This window comes from Streptomyces pseudoechinosporeus (assembly GCF_054783935.1).
Map to the genome: position 1 here is coordinate 78,932 of NZ_BAAGPS010000030.1, position 14,366 is coordinate 93,297.

General features: G+C 69.2%; 11 protein-coding genes and 1 pseudogene. 5 read left to right on the forward strand and 7 right to left on the reverse strand.

Features of this window, described 5'->3' with window-relative positions; genetic code table 11:
• Nucleotides 1–3: 3 nt before the first annotated feature.
• The 5 genes from ACYVO6_RS29370 to ACYVO6_RS29390 form a co-directional block, all read right to left on the reverse strand.
• Nucleotides 4–942 carry an oxidoreductase gene (locus ACYVO6_RS29370; RefSeq protein WP_461066366.1) on the reverse strand — a complete coding sequence of 313 codons (939 nt, stop codon included), beginning with the start codon at nt 940–942 and terminating at the stop codon, nt 4–6.
• 161 nt (nt 943–1,103) lie between these two features.
• Nucleotides 1,104–2,753, reverse strand: a complete 1,650-nt coding sequence (locus tag ACYVO6_RS29375) for a glycoside hydrolase family 13 protein (protein WP_461066368.1) — start codon at nt 2,751–2,753, stop codon at nt 1,104–1,106.
• A gap of 59 nt (nt 2,754–2,812) precedes the next feature.
• The gene (locus ACYVO6_RS29380; protein WP_281399426.1) at nt 2,813–3,682 is read right to left on the reverse strand and encodes a carbohydrate ABC transporter permease; all 870 of its coding nucleotides are present in this window, start codon (nt 3,680–3,682) and stop codon (nt 2,813–2,815) included.
• Nucleotides 3,679–4,749: a carbohydrate ABC transporter permease gene (locus ACYVO6_RS29385; RefSeq protein ID WP_461066370.1), complete on the reverse strand. Its 1,071-nt coding sequence runs from the start codon at nt 4,747–4,749 to the stop codon at nt 3,679–3,681. The genes ACYVO6_RS29380 and ACYVO6_RS29385 overlap by 4 nt, the downstream gene beginning before the upstream one ends.
• A gap of 11 nt (nt 4,750–4,760) precedes the next feature.
• Entirely contained in the window at nt 4,761–6,053 is a 1,293-nt protein-coding gene (locus ACYVO6_RS29390; protein WP_461066372.1) for an ABC transporter substrate-binding protein, read from the reverse strand.
• Nucleotides 6,054–6,420: 367 nt separating this feature from the next.
• On the opposite strand from ACYVO6_RS29390, the gene ACYVO6_RS29395 reads away from it, so the two are divergent.
• On the forward strand, nt 6,421–7,473 hold the full coding sequence (locus ACYVO6_RS29395) for a LacI family DNA-binding transcriptional regulator (RefSeq protein ID WP_461066374.1): 1,053 nt from the start codon (nt 6,421–6,423) through the stop codon (nt 7,471–7,473).
• Nucleotides 7,474–8,185: 712 nt separating this feature from the next.
• On the opposite strand, the pseudogene ACYVO6_RS29400 reads toward ACYVO6_RS29395, so the two are convergent.
• Both ACYVO6_RS29400 and ACYVO6_RS29405 read right to left on the reverse strand, forming a co-directional pair.
• Nucleotides 8,186–9,679: pseudogene (locus ACYVO6_RS29400) on the reverse strand (SulP family inorganic anion transporter); the annotation flags it as partial.
• A gap of 215 nt (nt 9,680–9,894) precedes the next feature.
• Entirely contained in the window at nt 9,895–10,509 is a 615-nt protein-coding gene (locus ACYVO6_RS29405) for a carbonic anhydrase (protein WP_461066376.1), read from the reverse strand.
• Nucleotides 10,510–10,801: 292 nt separating this feature from the next.
• Here ACYVO6_RS29405 and ACYVO6_RS29410 point away from each other — a divergent pair, with 292 nt between their 5' ends.
• From ACYVO6_RS29410 to ACYVO6_RS29425, 4 genes are all read left to right on the forward strand, one after another.
• Nucleotides 10,802–11,749 (forward strand): response regulator transcription factor, encoded by a 948-nt coding sequence (locus tag ACYVO6_RS29410; protein ID WP_461066378.1) that lies wholly within the window; start codon nt 10,802–10,804, stop codon nt 11,747–11,749.
• Nucleotides 11,746–13,260 (forward strand): sensor histidine kinase, encoded by a 1,515-nt coding sequence (locus ACYVO6_RS29415; RefSeq protein WP_461066380.1) that lies wholly within the window; start codon nt 11,746–11,748, stop codon nt 13,258–13,260. The genes ACYVO6_RS29410 and ACYVO6_RS29415 overlap by 4 nt, the downstream gene beginning before the upstream one ends.
• A 48-nt stretch (nt 13,261–13,308) precedes the next feature.
• Nucleotides 13,309–13,644, forward strand: coding sequence for a hypothetical protein (locus tag ACYVO6_RS29420; RefSeq protein WP_461066382.1), 336 nt, complete (start codon nt 13,309–13,311; stop codon nt 13,642–13,644).
• 233 nt (nt 13,645–13,877) lie between these two features.
• Complete coding sequence (locus tag ACYVO6_RS29425) at nt 13,878–14,348, forward strand: excalibur calcium-binding domain-containing protein (RefSeq protein ID WP_461066384.1); 471 nt, start codon at nt 13,878–13,880, stop codon at nt 14,346–14,348.
• Nucleotides 14,349–14,366: the final 18 nt, after the last annotated feature.

Genomic DNA, 14,366 nt, shown 5'->3' on the forward strand with positions numbered 1-14,366 from the left:
CTCTCACACCTTCAGGGCGTCGTACGTCACTCCCGTGAGCCGTTCCGATTCCGCCCAGAGGCGTTCCCCCGCCGTGTCGTTGAGCGTCCACTTGGCGCGGCGGGACTTGGCGGGTGAGCCGCGCCAGTCGGCGAACGAGGGGCCGGTGAAGGAGTCGGGTTCGACGCCGGGCGCGGTGGCCGCGTACAGGATGGGCCGGGCGCCGGCCTCGGCGGACTGGGCGAAGAAGCGGTTGCCGATCTGCATGAACAGTTCGGCGGCCTTGCGGCGCTCCATCCGGGGGCCCTTGGTCTGGAGGTTCGTGGCCGCGTAGCCGGGGTGGGCGGCGGCCGCGACGACGTCCGAGCCGGTCGCGGTGAGGCGGCGGGCGAGTTCGTGTGTGAAGAGCAGGTTGGCCGTCTTGGAGCGGGAGTAGGCGAGCCAACGGTTGTAGCGGCGCTCGCTGTTGAGGTCGTTGATGTCGATGTTGGCCACCGAGTGCATGGTGCTGGACACGGTGACGATCCGCGCGCCCGGGGTCTTCAGGAGCAGCGGCAGCAGAAGCCCGGTGAGCGCGAAGTGCCCGAGGTGGTTGACCCCGAACTGGGTCTCGAAGCCGTCCACTGTGCGCCCGTGGGGCAGGGCCATCACACCCGCGTTGTTGATGAGCAGATCGAGCCGCTCGTGACCATGGGACGCCGCGAACTCGGCCGCGAACTCCCTTACGGATTCCAGGCGTCCGAGGTCGAGAGCCCTCAACTCGACTTGTGCGTCAGGGATTTCCCCAAGGATCCGGTCGCGAGCGCGGGCCCCCCGCTCCTCACTCCGGCAGGCGAGCACCACATGGGCCCCACGCCGGGCCAGCTCACGCGAGGTGGCCAGCCCTAGCCCACTGTTGGCACCGGTCACGACGGCGATACGCCCGCCCTGGTCAGGGATGTCCTGCACACTCCAGCCGGCCATGACGGCTCCCTCTCACTGTGCCCTGAGGACCCTCTCAACTCCGCACGAGACGTACAGTTTCAGGGTAGCCGGGGTTCCGCTTTCCGGCCTGTCCGGTCAGCGGGGAGTGACACCAGACAGGCCCTGGCGGTTGAGGGGGGCGCTACCCCCTGTGCGGGCCGCTATGCCTTGAGCCAGACCGCGCCGTCCGGTTCCAGAATTTCGTCTGCGATCGGGCCGCTGGCCAGCAGGATCGAGGTGTGGTCGGGCAGCTGGTACGCCTCATCCGAGAGGTTGACGACGCAGAGGAAGCCGGGTTCGCGGTGGAAGGCGAGGATGCCTGCGGGGGCGTCTTGCCAGGTCAGGGTGCCGTCGCCGAGGGCGGGGTGGTCGCGGCGTAGGCGGAGGGCGGTGCGGTACAGCTCCAGCATCGAGGTCTGGTCGCCGGTCTGTGCCTCCACGCTGCGCTCACGCCAGTTGGCGGGCTGGGGCAGCCAGGGGGCGGCAGGAGCATCCTCGGGGCTGAAGCCGAAGGGCGGGGTCTGGCCGGACCAGGGGATGGGGACGCGGCAGCCGTCGCGTCCTCGGTCGGTGTGGCCGGAGCGTTCCCAGATGGGGTCCTGGAGGACGGACTCGGGCAGGTCCTCGACTTCGGGCAGGCCGAGTTCGTCGCCCTGGTAGATGTAGGCGCCGCCGGGCAGGGCGAGCATCAGCAGGGCGGCGGCGCGGGCGCGGCGGATGCCGAGGTCCAGGTCGACGGGGCCCTGGGGCTGGTAGCGCTCGTTGGGCACCCATCGTGCGACGGTTTTGCGGGCGTAGCGGCTGGTGTGACGCATGACGTCGTGGTTGGACAGCACCCAGGTGGCCGGTGCTCCGACGCCGCTGAGCATGGCGAGGGAGTCGTCGATGACCGCGCGGAGGTCCTTGGCGTCCCAGCTGGCCATGAGGAAGTCGAAGTTGAACGCGGTGTGCAGGCCGCCGGGGCGGACGTAGGCGGCGAGGCGTTCGGGGGTGTCCCAGGTGTCGGACCAGGCTTCGGCGACGAAGGCCCGGTCGCCGTCGAACTCGTCGGCCACCTTGCGCCAGGTGCGGTAGATGTCGTGGACCTCGTCGCGGTCCCAGTGCGGGTGTGCGACGTACTCCCGGGTCTTCTCGCTCGCCGACTCGGGCCGCAGGTCGGGCAGTTCGGGGTCCTTGACGAGTCCGTGTGCCACGTCGATCCGGAAGCCGTCGACGCCCCGGCTGAACCAGAACCGCAAGATGGACTCGAACTCGGCGTGCACGTCGGGGTGTTGCCAGTTGAGGTCGGGCTGTTCGGGGGCGTACAGGTGGAGGTACCACTCGCCGTCGGGCAGCCGGGTCCAGGCGGGGCCGCCGAAACAGGAGACCCAGTTGTTGGGCGGCTCGGCGCCGTCAAGGCCGCGGCCGGGCCGGAAGACGTACCGCTCGCGTTCCGGGCTCCCGGGGCCGGCGGACAGTGCCGCCTGGAACCAGGCGTACTGGTCGGAGGTGTGGTTCGGGACGATGTCGGGAATGACGCGGATCCCGTACTCGTGGGCTTCCTCGATGAACTTCTCGGCCTCGGCGACCGTGCCGAACAGCGGGTCGATGGCGCGGAAGTCGGCCACGTCGTAGCCGCCGTCCGCCATCGGGGACGTGTACCAGGGGGTGATCCACAGGGCGTCCACGCCGAGCGACTTGAGGTACGGGAGCCGGGAGCGCAGGCCGGCGATGTCGCCGACGCCGTCGCCGTTCCCGTCGGCGAAGCTGCGGATGTAGACCTGGTAGATGACGGCACTGCGCCACCAGGGCGAGGGCGTGGTGGGGGACATGGTGCTGAAGGGTCCTTTGAGAAGGGGACTGTGGGGGAACCGGCCGCAAGAACGGACGGCTACTTGGCCGCGCCCGCGGTGAGTCCGGCGACGATGCGGCGCTGGAAGAGGAGCACCATGATCACCAGGGGGATGGTGACCAGGACGCCCGCGGCCATCTGGCTGCCGAAGGGGACGTCGAACTGGGTGGCGCCGGCGAACTTGGAGATGGCGACCGGCGCGGTCTGGATGCTGGGCCGGTTGGTCATCGACAGGGCGATGAGGAACTCGTTCCAGGCGGCGATGAAGGTGATGATCGCGGTGGTGAAGATGCCCGGTGCGGCGAGCGGAACGATGATCTTGCGGAATGCCTGGCCGCGGGTGCAGCCGTCGATCATGGCGGCCTGTTCCAGTTCGTCGGGCATCTGCCGGAAGAACGTGGTCAGGTTCCACACCGCCAGCGGCAGGGCGAAGGACATGCTCGGCACGATCATCGCCTGGTAGGTGTTGATCCAGCCGATGTCGGTGAACAGCTTCAGCAGCGGGACCACGATCGACACCACCGGGAACATCGAGGTGGCGATGATCAGGGTGAGGATCAGCCGCTTGAAGCGGAACTCCAGCCGGGCCATGGCGTAGGCGGTGAACGTGGCCAGCAGCAGCGCCAGGACGGTGGTGATACCGGAGACGATCAGGCTGTTGAGCAGGGCGCGGCCGAAGCCCTGGGAGGGGTCGAACACCGCCCGGTAGTTGTCGAACGACACCGGGGAGGGCAGCAGTGTGGTGTCGAAGATGTCGGAGGTGCGGCGCAGGCTGGAGACCAGCATCCAGTAGAAGGGGGCCAGGCAGTAGGCCACCACCAGGGCAACTCCCGCGTACACCAGCCAGGTTCGCCATTTCGCCGGGGTGGTCATGGTCGTCTTGGTGGTCGTGTTCGCCGTGGTGGTCATGCCGACACCTCCACACCGCCGGGCGCCGGGGCGCGCCGGAGCCTGCTCTTGCGCTTGGCTTTGCGTGCGGTGCCGCCGTCTCCGACGACGTCCGCGCCCAGCAGTCGTACGAATCCCAGGGCGATGAGGAAGACGTAGAGGAAGAGGATCACCGCGTAGGCGGCGGCCGGTCCGAAGCGGACGTTGGACGCCTCGTTCTGCGCGAGCATGGACAGGGTTTCCACCGAGTTCTTCTGGGCGCCGACGAGGAGGTAGGGCAGGTCGAACATCCGCAGCGCGTCCAGGCAGCGGAAGAGGACCGCCACCAGCAGTGCGGGCTTCACCAGCGGCAGGGTGATGTGCCAGAACTGGCGCACGGGGCTCGCCCCGTCCATGCGGGCCGCCTCGTAGACCTCCTTGCCGATCACCTGCAGGCCGGCCAGGACCAGCAGCCCGATGAACGGGGCGGTCTTCCATACCTCGGCGATGATGACCGCGACCTTGGCATGGAAGCCCTCGGTGGTCCACAGGACCTGTTGGCCGATCAGGGCGTTGGCGATGCCGTCGCTGTTGAAGATCCACCGCCACAGCAGGCCGGAGATGGCCGTGGGGACCGCCCAGGGGATGAGGATGCTGGCCCGCACCAGGGCGCGGCCCTGGAACGCCTTGTGCATGATCAGCGCCATGGCGACACCGATCACCGTCTCCAGTCCCACCGTGACAATGGTGAAGAAGGTGGTGTTCCAGAAGGCGTTCCAGAACCGGTCGCCGGCCTCGCCGAAGATGTCGGCGTAGTTCTGCAGCCCGACGAACGGCTCGGTGTCGCTGATGAAGCCGGTCTCCGGGTCCAGCCCCTTGGGCCCGTACAGCGACTCCCGCAGCGCCATGATCGTCGGGTAGAGCACGACGACGGTCAGCACCAGCAGGGTTGGAGACACCAGCAGGGCCGCCATCCGGCCGGAACCCGCCGTCGCCCGTTTCTGCCCGCCCCGGAAACGCACCGGCGCGGCGGGCCGTCCGGCACGGCGCGCTGCCGCACCGGACGGCCGTACCGCGGCCGTGTCGGGTGGGGTCTTGGCGTCCACCACGGCCCTCCTCCTCACTGTGTCGGGAGCTTCTGCAGGGCTTCCTGCAGGTCCTTCAGCGCCTGCGCGCTGGACTTGTCACCGTTCAGGGCTGCGTAGGCCTCCTGCTGGATCGCGGAGGACGCGTCGCCGTACTGGACCACCCGAGGGCGCGGCACGGCGTTCAGGATCGACTTCTTCAGCACCGGCAGGTACGGGTACTGCTTGACCAGCGCCTGGTCGTCGTACAGGTCCGCGTACGGCGGGGCGGCCGAGCCCTCCTTGAGGAACGTGGTCGCGCTGTCGTGGCTGGTGAAGAACTTGATGAAGTCCAGCGCCGTGGCCTTGTTCTTGGCGAAAGAGGACACGGCCACGTTGTGACCGCCCAGGGTGGAGGAGCCGGCTCCGGTCAGGCCGGGCAGCGGCGCGACCGCGAACTTGCCCTTCACCTTGCTCTTCTCGGCCAGCGAGTACACGTACGGCCAGCTGCGAAAGAAGACCTGCTTGCTGGACTGGAACGCCTGGCGGCCTTCCTCCTCCTGGTAGGTGATGGCCTCCTTCGGGATCGTGCCGTCCTTGAAGGAGTCCACGAGGAAGTCCAGGCCCTTCTTCGCCTCGGCCGTGTCGACGTTCGGCTTGCCGTTGGCGTCGGTGATGACCCCGCCGGCGGAGTTCACGGCCTCGGCGAAGTTGACCGTCAGGCCCTCGTACTTCTGGAACTGGCCGGCGTAGCAGGACATGCCCTTGGCCTCGGGCAGCTTCTCGACCTTGGCGCAGGCGGCCTGCATCTGCGCCCACGTCGTCGGCGCGGCGCTGACGCCGGCCTTCTTCAGCAGGTCGGAGCGGTAGTACAGCATGCCGCCGTCGGAGGACTGCGGGACCGCGTACAGGTTGTCGCGGTACTTGGTCGTCTCCACCACGGGCTTGAGCATCTTGTCCAGCGGGAACTGTGCGGCGGGCAGCTGGTCGATCCACTGGTGGGCGGCGAACTCCGAGGTCCACACCGCGTCCAGGGAGAGCACCGTGTAGGCGTCGGACTTCGTCTCGGCGTTCTGGATCATCTGCTGGCGCTGCTGGTTCACGTCCGACGGCAGCTGGACGAAGGTGACCTTCTCCTTGGGGTGTTCCTTGTTCCAGCCGTCGATCACCTTCTGGACGACGCCGGAGCTGTCCTTGGCCGCCGCGAACGTGATCGGGCCACGGCCCGAGAACGACGGGGACTTCTCCGAGGAACTGTTGTCGTCGGAGGAGCCGCAGGCGGTGAGGACGAGCCCGGCGGCGACGAGCACGGCCGAGCACTGAAGGACTCTGGTGGTTCTGGCGTTCACTGTCTCTCCTGGACGTGCGGAACCGAAGTCTCGGCGTGGTCGCCCCGTAGGGAGCAGCTGCCGAGATGCCTCTGGGATGACTCTGTTACGAGACTGTGCTGTCATCGCGTTCTGTAGATCAAAAGCGCAGTTCAAAGCATCGAAGGGTGACTTCGAAGTGACGTCTTCGACTCCGCTGAGACAACGCTTGCACCGTAGGAGTGCACTCGATGGAAGTCAATGCGTAACGACGCAGTAGCAAGGATGCTTTACGCGACACACACCCTCTCTGTACTGGGTGTAACAGACATTCCATCCTCGTAAGCAGCAAAGACAGCGCTGTCTCGAGGAGTCCCATCAGAGGCTCAGTCTGTGCTAACTTCCGCTCATGTCACCAGCTCAGCGGCACCCCACGTTGGCCGACGTCGCCGAACGGGCGGGGGTCTCCCCGTCCACCGTCTCGCGCACCATGCGTGGCCTGACATCGGTCTCGCCGCAGATCCGTGAGCGGGTCGAGAAGGCCGCCCGTGAGCTGAACTTCGCGATCTCGCGGCAGGCGTCGAGCCTGGTGACCGGCAGGACCGGCGTCATGGCGGTGCTCGTGCCCACGCTCGACTCGTGGTTCATGGGAGCGGCGCTGTCCAGCCTGGGCCCGCTGCTGCGGGACGCCGGCATGGAGATGACCGTCTACGTCGTCCCAGATCTGGCCGAAAGGGCTGAGTTCTTCGAGCGACTGCCGGCCCGGCGCAACGCGGACGCGCTACTGGTCTTCTGCTTCGACCTCACCAAGGAAGAGACCGCCCGGCTGGACGACCTCGGCATGCCGGTCATCTACATCAGCCAGCACGTCGAGGGCCGCCCCAGCGTCTACGTCGACGACGTCGCCGCCGCCTGCAAGGCCACCCGCCACCTGATCAACCTCGGACACCGCCGGATCGCCTTCGCGCACACCACCAACGCCCGCGGCTTCAGCTTCAGCTCGCGCGATCGCCTCCTCGGCTACCGGCAGGCGCTCACCGAGGCGGACATCCCCCTGGACGACGACCTGATCGTCACCACGCCGCCCCGCGACAAGCGCGGCACCACCCAGGCAATCGGAAACCTGTTGAGCCTGCGCGAACCACCCACTGCGATCTTCGCCGAGCAAGACGAACTGGCTGCCTCCGTCATCTCGGCCCTGCGCACCGTGCAGATCGAGGTGCCCGAACGGATCTCCGTCCTCGGCTTCGACGACCAACTGATGGCCGAGTGGCTCGACCTGTCCACCGTGGCCCAGTCCCCCTCGGACATGGGCCGCGCCGCCGCCGAACTGGCCCTGGAACTCATCAACGACTCCGACGCGGACCGCGCCCGACACGTCATCCTGCCCACGCATCTGATCCCACGAGGAACCACAGCCCCGCCATCCAAGCCTCAGGGCGAACGCGAGGTCAACGACTGAAGGAGGATGGCGGTCTCCTGTCATCGCGCCGGGACGCGGACGGTCGGCGGTGGCTCGGTCGCGGGCTGGCCCGGCGCCTCAGGGAGGCGTCCCGGACCCAGTCCGCTCCTGGGCCGGGCGGCCTCCCCGCTTGATCCGCACCAGGCGCCGTCCGCGTTCCCGGCGGACCCTTTCCTCAGGCCCGGTCGGTCGTTGACCGGCCGCGGAGGAACAGGGGCATGACGGGCGGCGGGGACGTACCCGGCATGGGCTCCGTGTCCAGGTAGAACCACTCGGCTGTCGGGCCGGGGACGGGGGCCGGATCGGCAGACCGGTCGGCGGTGGCTCGGTCATGGGGCGAGTCGGTGAGCGGGTCGGCGTCCCGGGTGCGGTCCGTGGTCCAGGGGCGGTCGGTGTCCCACGCCTGGCCGGTTTCCCACGCCTGGTCGGTGCCCCACGCCTGGTCGGGGTCCCACCCCTGGTCGGGATCCCACGCCTGGTCGGGGTCCCAGGTCGCAGGCCTGTCCAGAGCCGGGTTCGTTCCCCAGTCGGGGATGGCTTCCCAAGCCGAGCCGGTGGACGGGACCGCTTCCCAAGCAGGGCCGCTGGAAGAGTCCGCTTCCCACGTCCGGTTCGCTTCCCCGTCAGGCGCGGCAGGGACCGAGGCAAGCACCCGCTCCCTCTCCGAATCCGCCCCGGGCGCCGATGCCGAGACCCCGGCGGCAGCCGCCACGTCCGGCTCCGGCGACGGCGGCACCTTCGCCCCCGCCCCCGTAACCGCCGGCCCCGGCATGAGCAACTCCACCCGCAACCCCGCCCCTCGCTGCTGCGCGACGAACTCGTCGATCTGGCTGCGGCAGGCGTGGTCCAGGTGGGTCACGCCCGTGAGGTCGAGGCGGATGCGGGGCTTGCCGGAGGCGGCCGCGGACTCGAGGGCGTCGATCAGGCGCGGCAGGCGCAGGAACGTGGCGTTGCCCGCCATGACGACCTTCGCCGTGTCGTTGTCGATGTGCTGCCGGACGACCGTCTGCGACATCCGCAGCGCCGCCAGGACGACTCCGGCGGCGAGGCCGATCAGTACGCCCTCAAGGAGCGCCGTGGCCACGATGACCAGCGTCGTCACGGTCATCACCGCGAACTCGCCCCGGTCCTGCCGCCACATCTTCGGGAACTCCTCGGGCGCGAACAGCTTCCACCCGCTGTGGACGAGGACACCCGCGAGCACCGAGATCGGGATCAGCGCGAGCACCTGCGGCAGCAGCAGCGCGAAGGCGAGCAGCCACAAGCCGTGCAGCGTACGGGAGAGCCGGGTCCTGGCCCCGGCCTGCACATTGGCCGAACTACGGGCCACGACCGCCGTGATGGGCAGCGCCCCGAGGACGCCGGCCACCGTGTTTCCGGCGCCCTGGGCGATGAGTTCGGTGTTGTAGCGGGTGCGCGGGCCGTTGTGCATCCGGTCCACGGCCGCCGCGGTGAACAGGCTCTCCGCCGAGGCGATGACCGTGAAGGTGAGGATCGCGGTGATGATCCCCGCATTGGCCAGGCCCGCGAACTGCTCCGCCCCCGGCACCTGCACAGAAGCCAGCAGGTTGCCCACCTGGAGCGTCTTCACGTCCACGCCCGGCAGCGAGGCCACCCCGATGCCGATGCCCACGGCCACGAGCGCCGCCGGGACCTTCTTCACCGGGCCCGGCATCTTCTTCCATACGAAGCTGAGCACGATCGTCACGATGCCGAGCAGCGCCGCGATCCCCGCCTGGGGGTTCGCCAGGGTGTCCGCGACCAGCGCGGGAACACCGGCGATGTTCTCGATCGGCATGCCGGGAGCCTTGGCGTCGGACATCGGATACACCTGGCTGAACATCAGTGGCAGTCCGATCCCGGCGAGCATCCCCTGGACGACGGCCAGGGAGATCGCCTGGAACATGCGGCCGAGCCGGACCATCCCCAGAATGATCTGCAGGATGCCGGAGAAGAGAACGATCACTCCGAGCATGGCGACGCCGAACTCCAGCACCGTCTCCGCGACCAGCGCGGCGAGCCCGGCGGCCGGCCCGCTGACCTGGAGCGTGCTGCCCCGGGCCGCCCCGACCACCAGTCCGCCGATGACCCCGGAGATGATCCCCAGTTCGGCGGGCACCCCGGACGCCACGGCCACCCCGATGCACAGCGGCAACGCGACGAGGAACACGACGAGCGAGGCGGTGATCTCGGTGGCAAAGTCCACGCCACCGCCCTCGCCCGAGCCGCGCCCCTTGCGCGAGTCGGGAGGACCGGCAGACCCCTCCTTCGTACTTCGAGTGCCCGGCGGGTTCTGAGGGCTCTGACTGTGAGGGCTGCGAGGGCTCTTGGGCTGCGGAATCGTGAGCGTCGACGACGAAGACCCCGAGTCCCCCGAGGATCCCGAACCGCGTCCGCGCGCCCGCCGCGCATGCTGCCCGCTCATGACGCGTGCACCCGGAACAGACCGTCCTCGTCCAGCTCATGGACCTGGCCGGTGTCGATCTCGTAGTACCAGCCGTGCAGCCGAAGCCGCCCGGAGTCCAGGAGTTGACGGGCCGTCGGGTACTCGCGCAGCGCGGCCAGCTGGTTGCGCACGTTCAGCTGGACGACCTCCCGCAGAGCCGGATCCTCGGGCTCGACGGCGTCCCCGAGCAGGGAGGTGAGTCCCGGCCGGGCGAGATCGAGCCAGGCGTCCACCCGCGGCAGCCCGGACAGATCCGCGCCGTGCTTCAGCGCCCCCATGGCGCCGCAGTGGGAATGACCACACACCACGACGTCCTGAACGCCGAGCACCTCCAGCGCGTACTCGATGGTGGCGGCCTCGCCGGAGGCCGCTCCGTGCTCATCGTGCGGCGGCACAATGTTGCCCGCATTGCGGAGCTCGAATATCTCGCCGGGCCTTGCGCCGGTGATCAGAGCGGGTATCACCCGCGAGTCCGAGCAGGTGATGAACAGCGCTTCCGGAAATTGACCTTCGGCCAACTTCCGGTATTCACCGCTCTCGAAATCGACCCGGCGCTTGAACGACCGGGCGCGATCCAGCAATGCCTTCACGTTGCCTCCCTCAAACATATTCTGACCTGGCCTTATAAACCGTAGGGGAGGCCTGACCAGAGAAAGGTTAAGGGGACACTAAGGCGACACCAGGTTTGCCACATATTTCAGCCAGGCACCCCACCGAAGCCGCCGGAACCAGTCGAATCGGACAGATACAAGCGCTTACTGAGTGCCTTTTCACAAACCCCGCATTCATGGGACACGCACATGAGACCTCTTGTAGCGTGGCAGCCCCACAGCACGGGATTCGTGTTGTCCGGATTTCATGTTTCATGGAGAGACAGGACGCATGGGCGTACGAGTGCTGCTCATCGAGGACGACGAGACGATCGCCGAACCGCTGACCGAGGGCCTGCGCCACTTCGGCCTGACGGTCAGCCATGTCGCCACCGGCGCCGACGGGTTGAGAGGGCCGCACGGCGATGTCGTCCTGCTGGACCTGGGCCTGCCCGACCTGGACGGCATCGACGTCTGCCGCGGCATCCGCCAGACCTCCGACGTCCCCATCATCATCCTCAGCGCGCGCGGCGAGGAGGCCGACCGCGTGCTGGGCCTGGAGCTCGGCGCGGACGACTACCTGGCGAAACCGTTCAGCATCCGCGAACTCGTCGCCCGCATCCGCGCCGTGACACGACGGCTGCACCGCACGGGGACACCGGGGGACGCGACTCCCGCGGCAGGTACGTACGTTCCTGATCCGTACGCCCCCCACTACGCACCCCAATCGGCGACGCACGATCCGAACGCGTACGAACCGGCCGTGCCCGCGTACGACCCGATGGCCTATGAACCGCCCAGGCCGGGCGCCTACGAACCGCCCCGGTACGAGCAGTCCCCGCCCGACCCCGGCGAGCCGATGGGCGACGCCCCGGCGCCCGGACCGCTCGTGGTGGACCGGCGGACGCGGCAGGTCTGGGTGGGCGAGGTGCCGGTGCCGCTGACGCCCAAGGAGTTCGAGCTGCTGGCGCTGCTCTCCGAGGACCCCGGCGCGGTGTACTCGCGGCAGCAGATCCTCAACCGGGTCTGGGACACGCACTATCAGGGCCCGACCAAGACCCTGGACGTGCATGTCGCCACCCTGCGCCGCAAGCTCGGCGACCCGGCGTGGATCCAGACCCTGCGCGGGGTGGGGTTCCGGCTCGCCGTACGCACCGCGGGTGAGGCGAGCCCGGGGCGCGGCGGCCACGGCGACGCCTCCGACAACCCTGAGACCTCCGAGGAGGCCACAGTGTCATGACCCGCCGTCTGCTGCTGACCTATCTCAGCCTCGCCGCCTTCGTCCTGCTGTGCCTGGAGATCCCGCTGGGGATCGTCTACTCGCGGGCCGAGCGGGAGCGGATCGTCAACTCCGCCGTCGACGAGGCCGAGTCGGTGGCCGCGTTCGCCGCGCTGTCCCTCTCGGCGGGGCGGAAGGGCGAGCTCGACAAGCGGGTCGTCCAGTGCGCCGAACGTATCGGCGGACAGGTGGCCATCCTCGACGCGGACGGTGATCTGCTGGCCACCTCGCATCCGCTGTCCGATGCGGAGGAACGCGAACTTCCGTCGCGTACCGAAGTGGCCGCCGCACTCGACGGCACAGCCACCAGCGATGTCCGTACGTCCACCATGGGCGGCGTGCAGTACCTGTCCGTCGCCGCCCCGGTCGTCGCGCCCGGCGGGCCTCAGGCAGCGGGCGACGAGCGGGCGCGGGGCGCGGTGCGGATCACGCTGCCCACGGAGATGGTCGCCGACCGGGTCGGCCGGGTGTGGCTGCTGCTGGCGTTCACCGGATGCTCGGCGCTGACCGCCGTCGCCGCGTTGGCCTTCGCGTTCGCCCGGTGGGCCGGGCGTCCCATCCGCCAACTCGAGGAGGCCACACACCAGTTGGCCGACGGTGGCCAGGCAACTCCGGTGGCGGTCACCTCCGGCCCGCCGGAGATACGCAGCCTGGCGGCGGCCTTCAACCGGACCGCCGCCCGCCTCGAACACCTCCTGGCCTCGCAACGCGCCTTCGCCGGCGAGGCCTCGCACCAGCTGAAGACCCCGCTCGCGGCCCTGCGGCTGCGGCTGGAGAACCTGGAGCCCGACACGGCCCAGCGCGCCCGGGGCAGCCTCGCCGCCGCCGTGACCGAGACGGACCGGCTGTCGCGGATGGTCGAGGGGCTGCTGGCGATGGCCCGCCTCGAGGACAGCGCGGCGAGTCCGGGCCCGGTCGACGTGGGCGAGATCTGCGCGGAACGGCACCGGACGTGGGCGCCGTTGTTCGAGCGGCACGATGTCTCGCTCGTCCTGTTCGCCGGCAGCGTGGGCCAGGTGCTCGCGCTCCCGGGAGCGGTGGAGCAGATCCTGGACAACCTGCTCTCCAACGCCCTGCGGGCCTCACCGTCCGGCAGCACGGTCTCGATGGAGCTCCGCCTCTCGGCACCCGCCCGCCGACACCCCCTGCACCATCTCCACCACCTCCGCGAAAGCCGCGCCTCCTGGGTCGACCTGCACGTCACGGACGAGGGCCCCGGCATGAGCCCGGAACAGCGAAGCCGCGCCTTCGACCGCTTCTGGCGTGCCCCCGGAGCCCCCAAGGGCGGCACCGGCCTGGGCCTCTCCCTGGTCCAACGCCTCGCCCACGCGAGCGGCGGCGAGGTGGCCCTGCACGCCGCGGCCACGGGCGGTCTGGACGCGGTGGTCCGCCTCCCGTCCGCGCAATCGCACGAGCTTCCGGCAGGGAAACCTGGCCCCCGTCGCCGCGAGGCGCCGGCGCTGCCCGCCTGACGTCGTAGCCTGGCGCCCGACGACTCGGGAGCGGAGGTGGGGACGTACATGAGCGAGACCGATCCGTACATCCACGTCGAGGAGAAGGTGGCACAGGCGGGCGCCGCCTACCGCAACACGCTCGCGTCGACGTTCGACCTCGTGCCGGACGCGCCGAGCGTCGTCACCACCGGTTGCGCACGCCGGGTGCCGTACGCGATGACCTCTCCGCACCCGGAACGCGTCACCTGCCTGGCCTGCCGGGAACACGCCCACCGGGAGCATCTGCGCTTCGCCGACCAGGTCGAACGCCTGAGCCGGATGCCCGGCGCGATCATCACCGGCGACCAGGCGGCCGAGGCCGCGCGGTGGCACCGGGACCTGGCGAGAAGGTTCTCCGGCTGAACGCAGGCGGTGGTGGCACACCTTTGGGTTGGCGGTGTTTCGCACACCCCGAGGTGTACAAATCCCTGCCACATGAGCGGAGAGCTACCCTCCAGTCACGTCACGTTCGCATCACAGGTCCTTCATATCGCCTCCACATCGGCAGCCCCTCAATACGTTGATCACCTCAAATCCGCTCGATCGTCACTTCGTGATCACACGTACGGATATCCGCACATATCTGGGGACTCTCCATGAACCTTTTCCGCAGACCTGCCGCCGTGGCTGTCGCCGCCCTGGCACTGGCCGCCCTGCCGGCCACCGCCGAGGCCCATGACGGCGATCACCCGTTCAAGAACTGCACCGAGGCGTACGACAACGGGTACTCCGAGATCCCCGCGAGCGACGAGCACTACGGCAAACACCTCGACCGCGACGGAGACGGCATCGGCTGCGACCAGCCGCCCGCGGGCTTCGTCCCGGCCGAGGACACGAACACCGGCGGCGAGGACGAGAGCACCGGAGACGAGGACGCGGGCACCGGAGCCGACGAGTCCAACGGCACGAACGCCACCTCGCCCGACACCGCGGGAGACGAGGGCACCGACCTGGCCGAGACGGGCGGCAGCAGCGCGACCCCCTACCTCGCGGGCGGCGGCGCGGCCGTCCTGCTCGCCGGAGGCGGCGTACTGCTGGCGGCCCGCAAGCGCCGTACCACCGGCTGACCTGTGGTCGCCTGACAG

Excerpts from the sequence above, each read along its gene's own strand:
- ACYVO6_RS29410 (WP_461066378.1), top strand. The coding sequence starts at position 10,802 with ATGGGCGTACGAGTGCTGCTCATCGAGGACGACGAGACGATCGCCGAA.
- ACYVO6_RS29425 (WP_461066384.1), top strand. The coding sequence starts at position 13,878 with ATGAACCTTTTCCGCAGACCTGCCGCCGTGGCTGTCGCCGCCCTGGCA.
- ACYVO6_RS29395 (WP_461066374.1), top strand. The coding sequence starts at position 6,421 with ATGTCACCAGCTCAGCGGCACCCCACGTTGGCCGACGTCGCCGAACGG.
- ACYVO6_RS29420 (WP_461066382.1), top strand. The coding sequence starts at position 13,309 with ATGAGCGAGACCGATCCGTACATCCACGTCGAGGAGAAGGTGGCACAG.
- ACYVO6_RS29415 (WP_461066380.1), top strand. The coding sequence starts at position 11,746 with ATGACCCGCCGTCTGCTGCTGACCTATCTCAGCCTCGCCGCCTTCGTC.
- ACYVO6_RS29380 (WP_281399426.1), bottom strand. The coding sequence starts at position 3,682 with ATGACCACCACGGCGAACACGACCACCAAGACGACCATGACCACCCCG.
- ACYVO6_RS29370 (WP_461066366.1), bottom strand. The coding sequence starts at position 942 with ATGGCCGGCTGGAGTGTGCAGGACATCCCTGACCAGGGCGGGCGTATC.
- ACYVO6_RS29375 (WP_461066368.1), bottom strand. The coding sequence starts at position 2,753 with ATGTCCCCCACCACGCCCTCGCCCTGGTGGCGCAGTGCCGTCATCTAC.